The following is a 19,134-nucleotide window of genomic DNA, read 5'->3' as shown; positions in this document are numbered from 1 at the left end:
TGCGCACGATAAGGTGCGGGCGTCTCGTTGATATGTGCCGACCACAGGCTTTTCATTGCCTCGAAGGATGCGAAATAATCACTATCGATATCGAGCTTCTCCACGTTATGCGGCGAAGCCACCACCCCGAGTCGATGTTCAATCATCAAAGAGACGATCTGCTCGCCATTCAAAGTAAGCACGCGCGGAACCGAGGCGGTCGCCTTCTTCAAAGCCTGAGGAGCATAGTCGGCCGTGGTCACAAACAAACCATTTGAGAAGTGTCCAGACAAAGCGCCCACAAAGCGATCAATATCGGGCCGCTGCACATTATTGCGGTAGCGCTTAACCTGTATGCCAAGCGGAAGCTGGAATTGCCCAGCAACAAGAGTGCCATGGGCATCGATGCCGCCATCTCCAACATAACGCGTGACAGAGATATCCTCAAGACCAGCATAGGTTAAAAAATCGCCCGCAAAGAATTCAAAGCTACGAGCGGACATCGCAAGCAGCTGCGATTTCAGCTCGCGCTTAATATCTGGATACAGGGGTGGCGCCGAATGAGAAGACATAGCACTCCTTTGCTTACTTCAGATCCTTCTGTTCATCCTATCAAATTGTACCAGAAAAAGATGGAGATAGGGACGAAAGCTGGAGGCTTTTGCTGCCGTCTTTCGTCCCCATCTCCATCCTGGAGGATCTGCTCTCGATCCAGCGCGCCGGGGCGAGATTATGTTAGCGCACGGTCTCCAATAGATTTGGTAGCGCGCTGGTCGTGATGTTCTCCTGTTGCTGCTCCACCTGAAGGGCGGTTACTGCCATCATATTCACAATATCATCGGCGGTACAACCACGCGACAGGTCATTGATCGGCTTCGCCAGGCCAGAGATGATTACACCCAACGTTGTTGCTCTGCATATGCGCTCAACCAGCTTATAAGCAATGTTGCCCGCATCCAGATTGGGAAAAATAAGGATATTCGCTCGCCCCTGTACACTGCTAGATGGCGCTTTGTAGTGCGCGATAGTTGGGATTAGCGCGGCATCGGCCTGCAACTCGCCATCTACATTCAGATAGGGAGCCTGCTCGCGGATGAGCTGCAAGGCCTGGCGAACCTTGATAACTGACGCACCCTCGGCGCTGCCGTGGGTGGAGAACGAGAGCAGTGCGAGTGCTGGTTCCTCTTCAAGAAACGCTTTCGCGGTCCTGGCGGTGTTAATGGCAATGGCGGTTAGCTGCTCGGCGGTTGGATTCGGAATGACTGCCGTATCACTAAAAATGAGGATGTCCTGGCCAGCGGGAAGGGGCTCCTTGAGGAGTAAAGCGAACGCACCAGAAACGATGGGGTACAGTGGATCAACACCTACTACCTGCAGGCCAGCACGAATGACTGTCGCCGTTGGGCTGGCGGCTCCCCCGACCAGGCCATCAGCGATACCTGCCTGCACCAGCAACATACCACAATATGCTGGTTCATTCGCCATATCCATGAGAGCTTCGATAGATTGTACTTTTTTTCCTCGTGCCTCGAGGCGAGCACCTAAGAGAGTGACAAGGTCCGCCTGCCGGGCATCCTGCTCGGGATCATATATGTCTACTTCACGGGCAATCCCCATTTTTTCAAGCTGTGGAAGGAGAAGTGCGGTCTGACCAATTAGTATGGGTCGAATGGCAGATTGCTCAACAATGACACGCGCCGCAACCAGGGCGCGCGCATCCGCTCCATCGGTAAGTACAATGCGTGTCCGACAGGTAAATGCACGTGTTCGCAGGCGCGCAATATAGCTATTAATATCGCTATTGAGCGGTTGACTCACTTCTATCATCACGGAGCGTTTCCTTCCTATTCACTCAAAACCGAAAGCACTCTTTACGCCACCAAAAACAGATCTAGCACTACAACAAGTATAGTGCGCACAATCTTACCTGCCACTTTCCTATCCATTAAGCTTCGCGTAATGGTTTAACATACACTTTGCATACAAGGTACAAGTGACCAACCTCATAAAGTTTTTATTTGCCAGCATAAAGCTTTCTTCGTAGAGGTCATGACGATAGCTCGCTATAAAAAGAGAGGCAGGAGACGAATATGATGAATAAAGAAGACATCAAAGAGACAGAGACGCACAAACGTTTATTGAGAGTCGGATTTACGTTGGCACAAATAGAGCGGCTAAGCAAGCTACGCGGAGAGCACATCGAGAAGGAGCAGCAGAAAGCGTCAGAGGTACAACGGCGCCTGGAATTTATGCGCTGGCTGGTGACAACGGGTCGGCTGACAGCATAGCGCAGGTGCGCTCCTATCTTCTGCCAGCCGTTGCCTCTGATCCAGTACCATAAAGGGCACCTAATGCCAGGTAAAGTCATTGATAGTCAAAATATTACTTATAATCGATATAGTACTGATTTTACAGGCATTGCTTTAAATTCCTGTTAACAGAGAAGAGTAGAGAAAAAGTCGGGATAGTCGGCCCTGTCGATGCGGTAGATAAACACGATCTATATCTTTCACATCTAATCTACTCTTCTGGAACCTATTTAAATCTATTTTCTCCAGAATATATCAATCCGCAGATACTTTTTACACTCATTTAATAATTTCCTCTTGAAGATTAATATTTTTTCATGTTACCCTTGTGATGGCAAGCACACTTCTATATACCTTTACAATCCTTAACAGATGTCTATCAACATTTAATGGTCAAAGTGAAAGGAACTATGGAGATTACAAGCTGCCAGCTAAAAGTGTTCGCTGTTCGCCATCCAATTTACTTCGTGCTCGCATTTTTCTCACTCAGCATTGGTCTGGACATGGGAATCATCGAGTTTGGGCACGCAATAGGGGTGGCAACCATCTACTCGGGCCTCGCTGATATCGTTGTACAGGCGTTACTGGCTCTTGGTGTACTGATGTGGTTCGGCTGGCTACAGGAGGCAGGATTTAACCGTCCCGCCCGCTGGCGCAGCCTTCACCTCTTGTGGGCCCCTTTCTTACTCGCGCTTTTCTATCTGCTCTCTTTCATTTCCGGACCCCGTTTTAGTACGGGGACGATACTATTCACCGCCTTCTATGCACTCCTGGTCGGTCTCAATGAAGAGGCACGCTTTCGCGGAGTGCTATTGCGAGCGCTCTTACCATGTGGAACACTCAAGGGAGTCGCCCTCTCAAGCCTCTTCTTTGGTCTTGCGCACGTGTTTAACCTGCTGAGTGGGGGTCCATGGCCCATTATTCTGGCACAAACCATCAGCGGGTTTCTCCTGGGTTTCGGATTTGCAGCGTGCAGGTTACGCATTAACACGATCTGGCCCCTGATCATATTTCATACCCTCTATGATTTTCCCTCACTGCTTACGCTCTTGAGTGCGAAGAGCATCGCAGCTGAAACCTCAACCTTCGCACCTCTCACTACAGTGATCGGGCTCATTGTTCCCAGCCTCCTGCTGGCCATTTATGGCCTGTTCCTGCTTCGCACTCAACCTCAACCATCACAACCTGCGTTGCCAGATAAAACGTCAATGCTAGCATAAAGTTTTCTGTAAAATGCGAAGAAGCGGTAGTAATTACTAGCGCTTCTTCGCGCTGCGTGCGAATAAGACGCGAACATGAGTAGCGAGTGCGAATAAGACGCGAATGCTCTGTGAAGAATTGCTGGGTATTCTAACATCAGTCGGTACGAAGAAATGAGTCAGGCCGAGAAAAGTAGAAGCGTAAGTAAGCAGGTCGCTTGATAGGCACGCTACTTACCCAGAATCGATAAGGAGACGCGAATATGAAAACTCAACAGCATTTGTTCAGCATCTATATAGCAGTACTCGTATGTCTTACCTTATTAGTTGTTATTAGCGTTGCAACATTCCATGCATCTAGCTTTTCTATACTTCACCAGTTCAGCCGGGTTCCTTTTTATGGCCCATGGCCGTAGGCTAATGTTGCCGCTAGTCTGCTTTTCTTACAGTAAATAACGTAGGTCGGATAAGAAAGCCTTACAGGACAGCAAACAGGAAAAACATCAGAACCACAAGGATAGAATGGGTAGAAGACATGAGTTGGAAAGCGATCAATGTCATTCTAGGGCGTGCGGCAACAGATGAAGACTTCTGTCAGAAGTTGCTAAAGGATCCTGTGAGGGCGATTAAACAACAGCATTTTGCGCTGACTAAGGACGAAGAAGAGAAGCTGAGCCGTATTGTTGCTCAAGACCTCGCTGATTTCAGTCAGCAGGTACTCACCTCCTTTGGAAAGGAGTAACCAATGACGCATCAGAGAATTGGACCAGAGATGACGCCTTTGCCAGGAGTGCATCTCTCGGAGGCGGTGCCTCTCTATCATGTGCATTTTTTCGGACCTTTCCAGGTCAAACGAGCTAATCAACCGGTTGGAGAACCTGTCTGGCGCAGAAATAAGGCCAAAGCATTGCTGAAATGGTTTTTACTCAATCCAGGTAGGATGTTTTCGACAGATCAGCTGGTTGAGTGCTTCTGGCCCAATGTAGCTAAGAAGTCGGCGGAGCGCAACTTACACGTCGCCATCCATTATCTACGGCATTTGCTGGAGCCTGATTTGCCAGCCCGCCATGAGTCAAAGTACATTCGCCGCAATAAAGATAATCTCTACTGGTTCGAGCTGGATGAGAGCTGGTGGGCCGATATCTTCGATGTGCACCAGCACTATACAACAGCTAAAGAAGCAGAACAACGAGGCGAATATTCGACAGCCATCTCTTCCTATCGCCACGTTGTAACATATTGTAACCTGGGATTTCTTCACGAAGATGCCTATGATGATACATTTTCGTCACACCGCCGACACTATGATCGCATCTATATCGAGGTGCTCAAAAACCTGATTCACCTCTACTCACAGGTAGGCATGGTTGACGAGGTTCTCACCTATGCTCATCATGCACTTCTGGTTGATCCCTATTGTGAGTCTGCGGTCAAGGCCATTGCACACTCTTATTTTCGCCAGGGCAATACCGCCGGTGCCATTCGTAAGTTAGACTATTTTCAGGCATTTCTCAAAAGGGACCTGGGAATAGAGCCTGGCGAAGAGATTTTTTCGCTGCGCAAACAGATGGCTGAGCTGGAGTAACACCGGGCATGCGCATCGCCCCCATATACTTACACGCGACCAGTGTTACTCCCTAAAAAGAACGTTGAATACCTTATTCGTATCCATACTCAGACTCCACCTCATACAGGTACACCTGCTGCTCGTCTAGCGGTGTAATTACAGTGACGCCAGTATGTGCCCCATAGATATTGTCTCGTTTGTTGTATAGGTAATTGAGGAGTTGATACGTGTCAGAGGCACTGAGTATGTGCTGTTTCTCATCAGCCTGCACGACCAGTTCATCATACATCCAATGAAATGTCACGGTATTTACAGTGATATTTTCCATGCCCAAAACTCCTTGTTCGTAAATTAGCATGCTGTAAAAAGCATTTGGAAACACCGCCCACTGGCGGTGAGCTCATCCAAATGAACGGCAAACCACCAACAGATACCAGGACGGCGCTCACCGTATCACAACCATCGCCACAAAGTATAATGCTCATCTCTTTCATCCGCGTTACTACTCTGGTAAGAGGGGCTATATTCTCTGTGAAGTAAGTGATAAGGAGCTGCCAGCGCACACACGAAGAAGACTCCATCAGAAGCGACAGTTTTTACAGGGGGAATGGGAAGACCCCTTTATCCCCCCTATAGTGATCAGAGGCGGCACTGACTCTGACTATTGCATAGACTACCCATGCTAATCACATGCCTGTTACAAATGAATAAAGTGTCTGAAGCCCATCCCAATGGGAAGCCAGGCACCCCCCGTACAGCACAGCCAGGTGCATGAGCGCCCGAGCCTGTTTTATGTGTTGGTGCAACCTGTGCTCTTTTCGCACAGGTTGCACCAACACATAAGGATGTGTCTGAAGCCTATCACGATGGGAAGTAAAGCGCCCCCGTACGGGCGGGCGCATGCGTGCCTGAGCCCTTTTTATTCGTTGGTGCAGCATGAGCGCAAAGCGCACAGGTTGCACCAACGAATAAAAAACCTTTTGAGCGCCGTAGGCGCGTAGCGTCAGGGGCCGCAGGCGCGAACCTTCTGGCTTTCAGATATGCTCTCTCTTCTCTCTAAGGAATCACGACGATCATACGCCAGTAACGAGTCAGGCACCAACTAGTAAAGTTGGTGCCTGACTCGTTACTGGACTGGCTGCTGTCCATAAATTTAGAAATGCAGTTTTTGCAAGCAAAGGATGGCCTCGGTTCGCGATCGAACGTTGAGCTTATCGTAGATTGTGGTCAGATATTTCTCGATGGTCTTTTCTTTAAGTCCAAGCAGATTAGCTATACGAAAGTTCGTTTCGCCCTGTTTCAAATGTGCAAGTACCTGTATTTCGCGCTCAGTCAGGTTGCCAGCTGAGCGCGAGCGTGCGACGGCGAGCATATTGCGTGCGCTCTGGCTCAGGAAACAATCTCCATGCGCAGCTGCGGTAATCGCCTGGATCAGGTCCTGTTCAGAAGCCTGTTCATCGAGCAAGGCATAAACACCTTGTTCGACCAGCATGTGTACGGTCTCCGGACATAAGTCCTGCTGAATCACGACGACTCCACATTGGAGGTGGCACTCGCGTATCTGTTTAATGAAGGCGAGACAATCAGAAAGCGCAACTGAAGGGCCTAACATGATTACTTGAGCCGCCGCGATGTCTCTGAAGGTGAATACCTGTTGTGTGCGACAGAGGCTGGCTTGAATATGGAGATGAGGACAGGCATCGATTATACGTTGCAAAGCTACTCGTATAAGCCTGTGGGCATCCACCAGGATGATATGTTGGACCAGTTCAGCTTTCTGTCGCTCTAGTATGGCGCAATGCTCATATTTCGCGTATAATATACTCTTATCAGCGTACTGTATCATTTGCTCATCTCCTGACCGTCGTTCGTTACGCTTTCCAAGAAGAGCATAGGCCATAACACTTTGCACCTTATTCGCAATTACTTCGCAGTTACTGCTTTTCATTGACTTTGTCAGGCATTGACAAATTATTATATAGTGCATTAATATTGATCGTAGCAGCATCCTTAATGCTAGATTAGAAAGGAGATGCACTGATGAGTTTTACGCATGGAAGCAAATTCATTGCTCCCGCGTTACCACAAACTCTTTTGCATCGTGCATCGCTGGTTTCCAGGCTTCAATCCATCATTGCTGGTGACCGTTTTGAAGCTAACAAAAGTGCCGCCGCACATTATAAACTTGTATTGCTATGTGCACCTGCCGGGTATGGCAAAACGACCTTACTGGCTGATTTTGCCCAACATACCAATATACCTTGCTGTTGGTATTTCCTGGATTCCAATGATACTGATGCTATTCTATTTCTCCAAAACTTACTTACAAGCATTCGACAACGCTTTCCAGATTTTGGGACGGCACTTGATATACTTCTTCTCAATGAATCTTCCGATACGACACCTGGCAGCGATGATCCTCGTCGCTTCGATAACTTTATTGATGCACTGATAATCGCATTAAGAACAAAAATTTCTGAAAGTTTTGCACTTTTTCTTTGTAACTATCATAATGTTGACGAGAATGCCCCAATCACACATATCATAAACAGGCTTTTACAACAATTGCCCCCAAACTGTGTGCTGGTTATCGAGAGCCGCTCTACGCCTTCAATTGAGTTTGCTACGCTGCTCGCTCACCATCAAGCAATTGGCTGGGGCAGCAATATGTTGCGTGTGACATCTCAAGAAATTCTGGAACTGGCCAACATTCAAGGGGTCACTCCACCTAGTGAAGCGGAAGCAGAGCAGCTGGCTATATCTTTTGATGGCTGGATCGTTGGCATTTTGCTCGGCACACGTCTGGGGGACGCAGAGCAGCTCCTGACCAATACACGTACCTACCTCTTGCAGAGCCTCCCTTTTATGCGTGTGGAACGCGAGAAACTCTTTGCTTACCTGGTTGATGAAATCTTTAGTCGCCAACCCACCGTTTATGCCTTTCTTAAAGAGGCCGCTATTCTTCAGCAGATGACGCCTGAGCTTTGTAATGCTCTCCTCAATATTACTAACTCCGCTGAGCACCTTGAGCGCCTGGTGCAGCAGGGAATGTTTGTTGTTTGTAGTGATGATGGTCCTCAACCAATATATACCTGCCATCCAATCCTACGCGAATTGTTGTGCGATGACCTGCGCCGCCATCATCAAGAACGCTTCGTGGAGCTTCACCATCATGCCGCCGAAATATTTGAGGCTGCCGGTGAATACGATGAAGCAATCGCGCATGCCCTGGCCGCTGGCGAGAGCTCTATTACGGTACAATTGATTATCAAAGCATATGAACTAATGGCCGGCAAACAACATACTGAAACGCTACTACACTGGATCGATGCACTGCCAGATGAGACGATCAAACATCATCCCCAATTACTTTTGATACGCACGAATATCCATCTTATGAAAGGCGAATATACCTCCGCACTGGCTTTATTAGATACTGCCTCAACGCTGCTCGCGAATATGCCTCCCTCCGATAATTCCGCGTATTTGAAACTACGGGTGGAAATTATGATCTTACGCAGCAAAGCCTTATTTCAAACTGGAGAATATCAAGAGGCGCAGGAACTATGTCAGGAGGTGCTGGAAATCACTCCGTCAGATGAGGCAATCTTGCGGGCAGAAGCATATGCCCGCCTGGGTATCTGTGTCAGTCTTTTAGGCCAGCTCTCTGCTGGCATTGAACATTTACAGAAGGCTCTTCACCTCTGGGGACGGCATACTATACGCAATCAGACGGCGGATGTACACAGTGCGCTGGCAAATGCTTATGGCCTCATTGGTAATTTTGTGCTTGCCGAGCATCACATTTCACGCGCGATCAGTTATTGCGATCAACTTCATGATGAAAAAGGTAAGGTCAATAACCTCACCCGTTTAGCGACCTTTAAGCAGCGTCAGGGGGCATTTGCAGAGGCAGAGAATGCGTTAAACGAGGGTCTGGCCATTGCTCATGGCACACCACAGTTCGAGCGCGAAGAAGGCTATGTGCTGGTGAACCTGGGCTCCCTCTATCAGGATCAGGGGCGCTACGACCAGTCGTTGAAAAATCTGGAGAATGGTCTGGAACTGGCGCGGAAGGTGCAGGATAATTACCTGATCAACTGTTGCCTTTGCTATCTCGCTATGACCTATCTGTTGATGGACGATCCTTCAACTGCTCTGTTGCTCATTTCTGACACCCACCTGCCGGAAGGCGGCAAAATGGGCTATGAACAGGCGATCCATGATCTAACGCACGGCACGGTTCTCTCTCACCAGGATCGCTTCGAGGAGGCTCTTGTCTACCTTACAGGATTGGAGTCGTCTCTCAAAACCTCTGGCCTGAAGCGCGAGTTGCTCTGGGCTAAGCTCCGTATTGCGGCCTGCCAGCTGGCATTGAAAAAACAGGCTGATGCCGTGCAAAATCTGGAAGAGGTGACAACCATTTTAGAGCGGCAGAGCTTCTACGAGCAGCTCGTTCTTACAGGTCTGAAGCATTTGCCAGAACTCTTTCGGATCGTCAGGACACATCCAACCCTGTCACGTCTGCGCACGCTGCTGCATCAAGAGCAAGTAAAGTCAGAGGTACAGGAGAAAAAGCCGCAAGCGCAATCCTCATCGGCAGATCCGCTCACGACTGCAGCGACGGAGCCTGCTACTCTTCAGGTGGTTGCGCATCCGCGCCTCAAGGTGCACGCTTTTGGCGAACCCAGCGTCTACATTAACGAGAAACTCGTTACGCGCTGGCGCATGGCACGCGCCATGGAGCTCTTTTTTTTCTTGCTCGATTGCGGACGTCCCATGCGTAAGGAGCAGATTATTACTGCCCTCTGGTCGCAGGTCGATGATCAGATCAACCAAACGTTTCACTCAACTATCTACTATCTACGCAAAGCTCTCAATGAAGCGTACCTTGTCTCGCAAAATGGCGTCTATAGCCTTGATCTTGCGGCCAAGGGCAAAGATCAGGTTTACTACGATGTGGCCTTGTTCAAGGAACACTATGCGCGTGCAAAGAAATTTCTCTCCAATGAGAAGCGTGACGATGCCCATGCATCGTTCACGGCGATGGTCAAGCTCTATCAGGGAGATTATGTGCAGTCGTTTTATAGCGACTGGTGCTCCTTCCAGCGTGACGAGTTACGGCGTATCTACCTGGAGGCGCGCAACCATCTGGCCCATATCGCATGGCAGGAAGAGGCATTCGATGAGAGTGCAGCCCACTGGCAGCACATGCTGGCGATAGACAACTGTCTGGAAGAGGCGCATTATGGACTGATGCGCTATTACATGCGGCAAGGAAAGAGGGGATTGGCGTTACGCCAGTATCAGCGCTGTGTCGAAACGCTGCAGGAGGAGTTGTCAGCTCTCCCTGGTCAGGCCATTCAAAGCCTGCACCAGCGACTCATAGGTACCACCGAACCGACCAAAAAGAATGGGCGAGCCACCTCCCCATCGTAGTCGCATTTGCGTTTCCGTTGCGGACCTGGTGGCTCGATCTATCGTTTTGTATGACGCGTGAGATAGATAAGGTTTCTACGCTTTTCTGCGTAGCTTACGCACGGGTAGGCTCAATGTATATAGCATTGAGTGGATGGCCGCGTTCTGCCAGATATTTCGTGCCGCGGACCATTGGATACGAGAATCGACACATACCTTCTCCATCGAGATCTGTCCCTCTTGCTGGAGGTGTGCGGCGAGTTCTTTGAGCACATGCACCCATATTTGTTCCTGTACTTGAGAACCCAGCAGGCGAAATCCAATCTCGTAGAGAGGATCGCTTGCCCGAGCCAATGACTGCACTTCGCAGACCAGTTCGCTCTCCTCGGTGTAGGCGCTGAACGTAATCCAACCAGCCTCGGGATGTCCCTGCGGCGTCATCAGCGCAAACGACTCGTCGTCGGCGTACAACACGATTACGCCCGTGGGCAAGGCAATACCGGTCATCGTTGCATTAATGAGAATAGTTTGCCCTGGCTCCATGCTTCTTCCCTGGACGGCATAAAAGCGATTATCCGGAGGCTGGAAGCGCGCAAAGTTCGCCTTCCACTCCTGCATTACTTCAACCGGCGTCATTATTGACCCGGGCAAGCGTAGCTGGTACGTTTTCTGCCACAGTTGACCAAAGCCCTGCAATGGTCCGACCGCTACGCGTCCATCGACGTTGAGATTTAACGCTCCTGTCGGAGTATCGGACATATGTAACGTAGAGGTCTGCGTCCAGTAGAGAGCAGCATTGCGCTGCCCCCCGTTTTCATCCGGAGTCGGAGGGAGGTAGTTTGAAGTCGTTGCCATTGTTGTGCTCTTCTTTCTACTATTCCTTCATCTTCACTTTCAACGCATTACAAGAGCTTCGATGCAAAGGCCAGTGCCTCTGACTCGGTGGTATATACTTTGATGACATCGCTAATCCGTGTCAGTTGAAAGATATGGCGGTAGTGGGCGCTCAATCCATAGGCCAGCATCTGCTGCTTTTGCCGATTTGCCTTAATCAGTAGTGTGACGAGCAAGCCAATACCACTACTATTCATATATGCCAGTTCGAGAAAGTTCAGAATGATTACACGTGTTGTGGATGTGCTTGCCTTCGCATATGCATCTGTGAGGACCTGGTTGGAGGATGCAGAGATATCGCCCTCAATATCAATGATGCTCACTTCAGGACTACTGTACCGTACACCCATAACTGCATTTACTTGAGGCATAGCGCATCTTCCTCTCTGTGGTGTTCTGTGACATACAGGATAAGTTCGACAACATGATGATGGTCGTCTCCACTACAATGCATTTCGTCTACCAGGTTGCGGATGAGGAAGAGGCCCCATCCACGCGGTGTCTGGCGCTCAGCCAGTTTCGCGAACAAATCTGGTTCCTCATATTCCTCGATGGCGGATGTTGGTTGGTACTGGCCCTCATCCCGGATACGCACAATCAGCGCGTCCTCCGATGCGAAGACCTGAAGCGTGACTGGCACCTCGGGCCGGGACTGGTTGCCGTGTTCGATCGCATTCATTACCGTTTCGGCTATGGCACTTTCCAACCTGGCCAGCTGCTCCGAAGAAAGCCCCAGCGGGCGCACTGCTTCTGCGACCAGCGCCATCGCCTCGCGCTCGTTGCCGGGCGCGCTCGCTATGCTCCATAGGCCCAATTCACGCCAACCGTCTTGTATCTGCTCGCGTGTCGTTATGGCCAGTGGTGCTCGCTGTAGCACCACCAGGGTTACATCATCCTCTTGCTCCCAACCATCTTCAGTAAAGGTCGTCAGTTCGTTGAGCAACACAGGAATCAGCGAACTATCTTCTGCGTGCGCCTCAATCAAGGTTCTGAGGCGCGTCAGTCCGAACAAATCGTGCCGCGCATTGTGCGCCTCTACCAGGCCGTCACTGTATAGCAGGATATTTTCACCCGGGAGCAGGCAGGTCTCCTGCTCATCATAGTGTGTGCCAGGCATCATTCCGAGCGGCATACCGGTTGCCTGTAGTTCTGCCACACTATGCTTGCCCCAGTGAAATGGCCAGTCATGGCCCGCGTTTGCGTAGCACAATCTGCCAGTTTGCAAGTCAAGCAGTGCGTAGAAGCAGGTAACAAACATGCCCGGCGGAATTCTGGCCGCCAGCAGTTCATTGACGCGCGCTAACACTTCGCCCGGTGAGACCGTAGACTGTGCGGCGGTACGCAACATCGTACAGGTCGTCGCCATCACCAGGGCCGCCGGCACTCCTTTTCCCGTTACATCACCGATGACGATGCCCAGGTGAGACTCATCTTCAAAGGTCAGGAAGTCGTAAAAATCGCCACCTACCTCTTTCGCTGGCTGGTAGTAGGGCGCGAATTGCCAGCCGGCCAGTTGCGGCACCTGCTCGGGCAGCAATGAGTGCTGAATTTGCCGGGCGGTCTGCAATTCCTGCTCAATCCGGGCATGTTCGCGTACCTGTATCTGCTGTGCCTGCACCAATTGAGCTACCCGTAATGCAGGCGCGACCTGAGCAGCCAGCGTGTTCAATAGGCTCCGGTTTTCCCGCGTATATTCCCGCTCATTCAGGCGCGACCCCAGATTAAGCAATCCCAGCAATTCACCCTGACTGATCAGAGGTAACGTCATCTCTATGCCCTCCTGGCGTAGCTGTTGCACAACAGGAGAGGGCAGTTGCAGGCGCTCTAGTTCTACAATGCCAATGTGACGCAGCACATACGCAATAAAAGGGTCGGTATCGTCAATGGTGATCATCTTTTCAGCGTTTAAGGTCGTATGCAGCCATAATGAGACGCTCTCAGGCTGCATGGTTCTTTGCACCACATCGAGAAAGCGTTCACGTACCTGATCCAGGTCGATCTCTTCCCGCAATGTCGAGCTAAACGCTTCGATGGCCTGGACTAACTCATCCGAGAGGTGGAGACGCCGTTCCATCACCCGCTGGATGGCGGCACGCACCGGCTCGAATAGCACAGCCATCATCAGTGTCGTGGTGACAACGATGATTTCGGGCGTACCTGGACTATGCACCAGTAATTGCAAGGCGGTAATGCCGCCAAAATAGACCAGCGCTACACCGGCGGTGAGGAAGAATGTGTTGCGATGATAGTAGTGATGCCGCGCAACGATGAGACTCATACTGACGGGCAGCAGCGTAAAAAACCAGAGCGACAGCCCCAGGAGCCTCGATAAACCGGTAAGGACGCCAACCAGACAGATCGCGCCGCTAATACGTGCGATGGTATACCAGCGCTGGCGCCTACGCGTCGAGGGCCTTCTGGATGCATGCGGCGGTTTTACTTTTCTTGTCGTTACCTGGAATGCGAGCATAGCACTCTTCCTACTCTATAATAAGCTCACTCTAGAGTAGAGAATAGCCACACCGATTTACCCTCCACTTACTACGCTGGTTAGAAGACTTAGAATGTGTCCGAAGTTCATCATAGTAGGAAGCCAGGCGCCCCCGTACGGGCGGGTGCATACGCACCCGAGCCTGCGTTCTGTGTTAGTGCAATCTGTGCGCAAAGAGCACAGATTGCACTAACACAGAAAAGATTTATTGAGCGCCGCAGGCGCGTGGTGTCAGGGGCCGCAGGCGCGAATCTTATGCTTTCAAGCATACTCTTACCAGGCGGGTTAGAAGACGGCAAACCGCTACACTAGGATAAGCGGTGTAAACTTTTGCGAAAGGAGATGGCAGCACTTGTATCATCGTCAAGGCGTTAGTGCTGCTCGAACGTAGATGAACGAAAACGACAAATTCAAGGAGTTGTTCGATAAGCTCGCTGTCGCCGACCTGATTCAGTTTGAACGGCTCTATAGAGATCAACAGCAATGGGAGCGCTTGCGCACAATGTATCATCCTGATTCCCTGATCCGCATAGGATGGTTTGTGGGGACAGGTGACGAGTATGTTGATGCCTCTCATCGTCTGGAGGCGAAAAAGGGTGGCTGGCATCTCACGCATTTGACTGGTCCGACGCAAGTGCAGGTGCAGGGGAATCGAGCCATCGCAGAGACCAATACGCTGATTATTCGACGTTCGGTGCTTAATGGCGTTTTGGCGGATGCTACTATCTATTGCCGTCTTCACTCGCGCGTTGAAAGGCGTAATGGCGAATGGCGCATCCTTACCCTCGATGTCGTCTATGAGAAAGACACCATCATTCCCGTCTATCCATCTGACCATCTGGAGTTGAACCGCGAAGAACTGGCACAGGCCCCGGCCGCCTATCGCTTCACCTCCTATAATCTGAAAAACATTGGCTACTCGGTCAGAGCCGATGATCTCTATGCAACCGATCATCCTGAACGCGTTGCTCAACTCTATCGGGAGGCCGAAGATTGGTTATATGCAAGCGATACGGCGGATGCAACGAATCAATAACATGTCTTTTTTTCATGTATGGAAAGGTAACGAATCATGCGGAGTATGAACCCAACGATCCTCGCCGTTTTCGCTCATCCCGATGATGACGCGCTCTCCTGTATGGGAACATTGGCGAAATTCGCACGTGAGAATTATCAGGTGCATGTACTTACGCTTACCACTGGGACTCGCAGCAACACGTCAGTCGGATTGGTCAGGTTATCTGAAGCGCAGGCAGTCGCGGAAATCGTCGGCTATACGCTTACACAGCACGATTTGCCCGATGGTCGCCTGACCTGCGATATTGATACCGTTGCGCTCATCGAGAAGTATATTAAACAATTGCGCCCACAGGTTGTAATCACCCATTATCCGCAGAACGCTGGCTATGGACACCAGGATCATGATATGGTTGCGGCCGCGACAGTGAATGCTGCCCGGCGTACCAGTTGCGTGGAGTGCATTCTCTATGCTGAACCACCAGTACAAAACTGGGGCTTCCTGCCCAACTTCTTTGTTGATATTACGGACTATATCGATCTAAAAAAACATGCCATCGCCCTGCATCACTCTGAGAGCTCTAAGTCCTATATGCTGCCCGATATCGCTGCGATGCGAGCAAGCTGGTGGGCATTGCAGAGCCATCCCGATAATTACTGCGATGGTCGCTCCCTTGAGCCTTTCGTAATGGTCAAAGGTTTGCTGGGTCGCGATACGTTCATCAGCAGTGATTACTCGAATAGTGAGTATGCAACCGCACCTATGACATTTGATGAAGTAGGTGGACACAATGTTCCTGCCCTTCCATCTCCACACCTCACATCAGCTGGTCAATAAATAACACCGTTTGCCAAAAATAGAGGCCCCGGGTCAATGACCCGGGGCCTCTATTTTTGGCAAACGGACCCCCCATATTTTTTTGCCTTACCTTGCATGTAATCGTGCGGCAATGGGTGTATTACAAATAATGACTACAAATAATTATTCTGTTACAACTAATGCTTCGTAAAAGAAAGGATCATAGCATGGGTAAGATTGCTTTCCTTTATCCAGGTCAGGGTTCACAAAAGGTTGGTATGGGCAGTGAGTTACAAAAAGGCGCTCCTGAACTATTTGAAAACTACCTGGAGCGGAGTAACGCTGCGACAGGTGTGCCTGTTACACAGTATTGTCTGGAGGGGCCGCAGGCGTCTTTAAGCCAGACCCATGTTGCTCAGCCAGCGCTCTTTGCTCATTCACTGGCTCTGACCGAGTATGCGCAGCAGCTGGGCCTGCAGCCCGCGATGGTGGCGGGCCACAGCCTGGGAGAATATACGGCCGCGGTGGCCGTGGGCGCGCTCTCTTTCGAGGATGGGCTGCATCTGGTCAGCCAACGTGGAAAACTGATGCATCAGGTGCAGGATGAGCATCCAGGAGCAATGGCGGCGATTGTAGGCCTGGCGGTGGAGGCATTACACGATCTCTGTGAGACAATCTCGCAGCATCATCTCGTTACTGTCACGAACTGGAATACACACACGCAGTTCGTCGTCTCTGGTGCAGAGGCAGGAGTGCTGGCTTTGATGGATGCCGCCACTTCACATAAAAATGTGCGGGCCGTACGCCTGGCTACGCGAGGTGCTTTCCATTCACCGCTGATGCAGCCTGTGCAATCCGCGCTCGCCGCGGTCATGCAGCACCTCTCCTGGCATAATGCACACACACCGCTGGTCGCCAACGTCTCTGGCGAGGCCATCACACAGAGCCACCACATTCGCCATGAACTTATCACGCAGATTACGCATCCGGTTCAGTGGGTACGCTGTGTCGAGACGCTGATAGAGTCCGGTTGTGACACCTTTATTGAACTTGGTGCCTCGCAAGTACTTACGCGCCTGGTACGCTCGATCGCCCCTGATAGCAAGACCTTCGCCGCCGACACACTTGAGAGAGTGGCTGCGGTCGCAGCCACATTGAACAGCCCGGCATATGCCGCATAATCTTTCATCCAATGCACTGAACAGCTCAATCTACGTACGACTCATAACCTATCAAAAAAAGAAGTGTTCTACTAAAGTTTGATCTAGTCCAGCAAAAGGAGCAGTACATGATCTCGCCTATCGCAGCAACCCAGAGCGCCCAGCCCGATGTGACCATTGTTGTGACACCATTAGAGCCAGCGGTTCCGGAGGCACCACGACGACCGCAGATTACCATTCCCAAGAATATTGTCGTTAAGTGTCCACAGTGCAAAGAACTTCTCTACGAGCGAGACTACCAGCGCAACCTCAAGGTCTGCCCACATTGCCACTATCACTTTAAACTCACGGCATACGAGCGTATCGAGATGCTGGCGGATAGCGACAGCTTTGTCGAGGTCGATAGCGATATCACCTCTGCTGATCCTTTGAACTTTTCCAATCAGTCACAGGTTTATGCTGAGAAATTGACGAAAGAGCGCCAGAAGACGCATCTAAACGAAGCGGTCGTCATCGGACACGCTACGATTGAGGACCTACCGATCGCTCTCGCTATCATGGATTTTCGCTTCATCGGTGGCAGTATGGGGGCTGCCGTGGGAGAGAAGATCACCCGTGCCATCGAGCTGGGCATCGAGCGGCACATCCCTGTCTTGATTGCCTCGGCCTCTGGTGGTGCGCGCATGCAAGAAGGTATCCAATCACTGATGCAGATGGCAAAAACCTCTGCGGCGCTGGCAAAGCTGGGAGAAGCCAGGTTGCCCTTCTTCAGCCTGTTAACCGATCCGACAACCGGTGGCGTCACGGCCAGCTTCGCGATGCTGGGTGATGTAATCATGGCCGAGCCAGGCACACTCGTCTGCTTCGCGGGACCCCGCGTCATCGAGCAGTTTATGCATGTACAGCTCCCCAAGGGAGCGGTAACTGCCGAATTCGTCTATCAACACGGACTCATCGATGCTGTGGTATCGCGCCATGAGCTGCGCCAGACGCTGGCACGCTTGCTCAGCTTCTATGCTCAAGCGGGCAACTGGCAGCCACAACGCCATATCTAAACCGAAACAATCAATGATATCAGGGCATCTCTGGCGGGTGTCCACAGGAGGCACAGAGGGACAGCTGAGCTAAATGGCGAGATCAATGTCCCTTGCCTCTCTCGGTAAGCACTTCTTAACGAAAAGTACATCTTGCACATATAAAGGAGCCAAAAATGAGCTACGATCTGGACTTTGAGCAGGAACTTGCAGTGGCCGCACAAAAGATACGTACCCTACAAAAAGAGTGTCACGATGATGGATGCCAGCAAGAACTGGACGCGGCGATCCTTGATCTGCACCACCGCACCCAGAAACTGTATGCGAATATCGACGCCTGGCAAACGGTACAGGTAGCACGCCACAAAGATCGCCCTTATGCCGCCGACTACATTAGCCTGATGTGCGACGACTTCATGGAGCTACATGGGGATCGTGCCTTCGCCGATGACCATTCTATCCTCGCTGGGCTCGGCAAGATGGGTGGCAATACGATCATGTTCATCGGCCAGCAGAAAGGGCGCAGTACCAAAGAGAAACAGTATCACAACTACGGAATGCCTCATCCGGAAGGCTATCGTAAAGCGTATCGCCTGATGCGCGCTGCCGAGAAGTTTAACGTCCCTGTCGTCTGCCTGATCGATACCCCGGGAGCCTTCCCTGGCTTAGAGGATGAGGAGCACGGTCAGTCCACCGCCATCGCGGAAAATCTGCAGCTCATGTCACGCCTGCGCGTGCCGATCGTCTCTGTGGTAATTGGTGAAGGCGGCAGCGGAGGTGCCCTTGCGCTCAGCGTCGCGGATCGCCTGCTGATGCTTGAACACAGCGTCTACACGGTCGCGGCACCAGAGGCGGCGGCATCCATTCTCTGGCGCGACAAGTCGTTCGCACCGGATGCGGCAAAGGCCATGCGCATCAGCGCTCGCGAATTGGCACAGACGAAGATTATCGACGAGCTGGTGCCCGAACCAGTCGGCGGTGCCCACCATAACCACTGCCTCGTCGCAGGCTACCTGAAAGAGAGCCTGCTCAAGCACCTCAACGAACTACAAAACTATACCATCAACGACCTCCTGGAGAACCGCTACCAGAAATACAGAAATATGGGAGCATTCATCCGCATAACCGCATAATCCAACAAAAATCGTAGATACGCTCCTTGCGAGCGCTTGATACTTTCCCGATCGGAAAAGAAATAAGATTATTCTTCGATCGTGAAGGGTAAAGCCGCACACGAGAGGCGCACCTACGAGTTTCGTCGTGGGTA

The 19,134-nt window shown here is 51.0% G+C and carries 17 protein-coding genes; 10 read left to right on the top strand and 7 right to left on the bottom strand.

Annotation, left to right across the window (positions count from 1 at the left end):
• Window positions 1-551, bottom strand: a 551-nt coding sequence (locus tag JMI88_RS37105; RefSeq protein WP_201367135.1) for a restriction endonuclease, incomplete at its 3' end; no start/stop codon positions are given.
• A 163-nt stretch (window positions 552-714) separates the two neighbouring features.
• Window positions 715-1,806, bottom strand: coding sequence for a phosphotransacetylase (locus JMI88_RS37100; protein WP_201367134.1), 1,092 nt, complete (start codon window positions 1,804-1,806; stop codon window positions 715-717).
• 263 nt (window positions 1,807-2,069) lie between these two features.
• On the opposite strand from JMI88_RS37100, the gene JMI88_RS37095 reads away from it, so the two are divergent.
• From JMI88_RS37095 to JMI88_RS37080, 4 genes are all read left to right on the top strand, one after another.
• A complete protein-coding gene (locus JMI88_RS37095; RefSeq protein ID WP_201367133.1) occupies window positions 2,070-2,267 on the top strand; it encodes a hypothetical protein in 198 nt (65 codons plus the stop codon).
• Window positions 2,268-2,698: 431 nt separating this feature from the next.
• On the top strand, window positions 2,699-3,508 hold the full coding sequence (locus JMI88_RS37090; protein WP_201367132.1) for a CPBP family intramembrane glutamic endopeptidase: 810 nt from the start codon (window positions 2,699-2,701) through the stop codon (window positions 3,506-3,508).
• Between the two features lie 514 nt (window positions 3,509-4,022).
• Entirely contained in the window at window positions 4,023-4,229 is a 207-nt protein-coding gene (locus JMI88_RS37085) for an Os1348 family NHLP clan protein (RefSeq protein WP_201367131.1), read from the top strand.
• A 3-nt stretch (window positions 4,230-4,232) separates the two neighbouring features.
• Window positions 4,233-5,072 (top strand): AfsR/SARP family transcriptional regulator, encoded by an 840-nt coding sequence (locus tag JMI88_RS37080; protein WP_201367130.1) that lies wholly within the window; start codon window positions 4,233-4,235, stop codon window positions 5,070-5,072.
• A 73-nt stretch (window positions 5,073-5,145) separates the two neighbouring features.
• Here the strand turns inward: JMI88_RS37080 and JMI88_RS37075 are convergent, their stop codons facing one another.
• Together JMI88_RS37075 and JMI88_RS37070 are read right to left on the bottom strand one after the other, a co-directional pair.
• Entirely contained in the window at window positions 5,146-5,382 is a 237-nt protein-coding gene (locus tag JMI88_RS37075) for a hypothetical protein (protein WP_201367129.1), read from the bottom strand.
• A gap of 825 nt (window positions 5,383-6,207) precedes the next feature.
• Window positions 6,208-6,900, bottom strand: a complete 693-nt coding sequence (locus tag JMI88_RS37070; protein WP_201367128.1) for a response regulator transcription factor — start codon at window positions 6,898-6,900, stop codon at window positions 6,208-6,210.
• Between the two features lie 194 nt (window positions 6,901-7,094).
• On the opposite strand from JMI88_RS37070, the gene JMI88_RS37065 reads away from it, so the two are divergent.
• Window positions 7,095-10,493 carry an AfsR/SARP family transcriptional regulator gene (locus tag JMI88_RS37065; protein WP_201367127.1) on the top strand — a complete coding sequence of 1,133 codons (3,399 nt, stop codon included), beginning with the start codon at window positions 7,095-7,097 and terminating at the stop codon, window positions 10,491-10,493.
• A gap of 75 nt (window positions 10,494-10,568) precedes the next feature.
• Here JMI88_RS37065 and JMI88_RS37060 read toward each other — a convergent pair whose 3' ends face one another.
• The 3 genes from JMI88_RS37060 to JMI88_RS37050 are packed head-to-tail and all read right to left on the bottom strand — an operon-like array spanning window position 10,569 to window position 13,836.
• Window positions 10,569-11,327, bottom strand: coding sequence for a DUF1990 family protein (locus tag JMI88_RS37060; RefSeq protein WP_201367126.1), 759 nt, complete (start codon window positions 11,325-11,327; stop codon window positions 10,569-10,571).
• A gap of 47 nt (window positions 11,328-11,374) precedes the next feature.
• Window positions 11,375-11,737, bottom strand: a complete 363-nt coding sequence (locus JMI88_RS37055; RefSeq protein ID WP_201367125.1) for an STAS domain-containing protein — start codon at window positions 11,735-11,737, stop codon at window positions 11,375-11,377.
• Window positions 11,725-13,836, bottom strand: coding sequence for an ATP-binding SpoIIE family protein phosphatase (locus tag JMI88_RS37050; protein WP_201367124.1), 2,112 nt, complete (start codon window positions 13,834-13,836; stop codon window positions 11,725-11,727). Before JMI88_RS37050 ends, JMI88_RS37055 begins: the two co-directional genes overlap by 13 nt.
• Before the next feature lie 439 nt (window positions 13,837-14,275).
• Here JMI88_RS37050 and JMI88_RS37045 point away from each other — a divergent pair, with 439 nt between their 5' ends.
• The 5 genes from JMI88_RS37045 to JMI88_RS37025 all read left to right on the top strand — a co-directional run bounded on the left by JMI88_RS37045 (window position 14,276) and on the right by JMI88_RS37025 (window position 19,000).
• Window positions 14,276-14,893, top strand: coding sequence for a nuclear transport factor 2 family protein (locus tag JMI88_RS37045; RefSeq protein WP_236023230.1), 618 nt, complete (start codon window positions 14,276-14,278; stop codon window positions 14,891-14,893).
• Window positions 14,894-14,929: 36 nt separating this feature from the next.
• Window positions 14,930-15,712, top strand: a complete 783-nt coding sequence (locus tag JMI88_RS37040; RefSeq protein ID WP_201367122.1) for a PIG-L deacetylase family protein — start codon at window positions 14,930-14,932, stop codon at window positions 15,710-15,712.
• Between the two features lie 188 nt (window positions 15,713-15,900).
• Entirely contained in the window at window positions 15,901-16,854 is a 954-nt protein-coding gene (gene fabD, locus JMI88_RS37035; RefSeq protein WP_201367121.1) for an ACP S-malonyltransferase, read from the top strand.
• A 107-nt stretch (window positions 16,855-16,961) separates the two neighbouring features.
• Entirely contained in the window at window positions 16,962-17,888 is a 927-nt protein-coding gene (gene accD / locus JMI88_RS37030; RefSeq protein ID WP_201367120.1) for an acetyl-CoA carboxylase, carboxyltransferase subunit beta, read from the top strand.
• 155 nt (window positions 17,889-18,043) lie between these two features.
• On the top strand, window positions 18,044-19,000 hold the full coding sequence (locus tag JMI88_RS37025) for an acetyl-CoA carboxylase carboxyltransferase subunit alpha (RefSeq protein ID WP_201367119.1): 957 nt from the start codon (window positions 18,044-18,046) through the stop codon (window positions 18,998-19,000).
• Window positions 19,001-19,134: the final 134 nt, after the last annotated feature.

Source organism: Dictyobacter formicarum (genome assembly GCF_016587435.1).
This window is presented reverse-complemented; position numbering and strand designations above follow the sequence as displayed.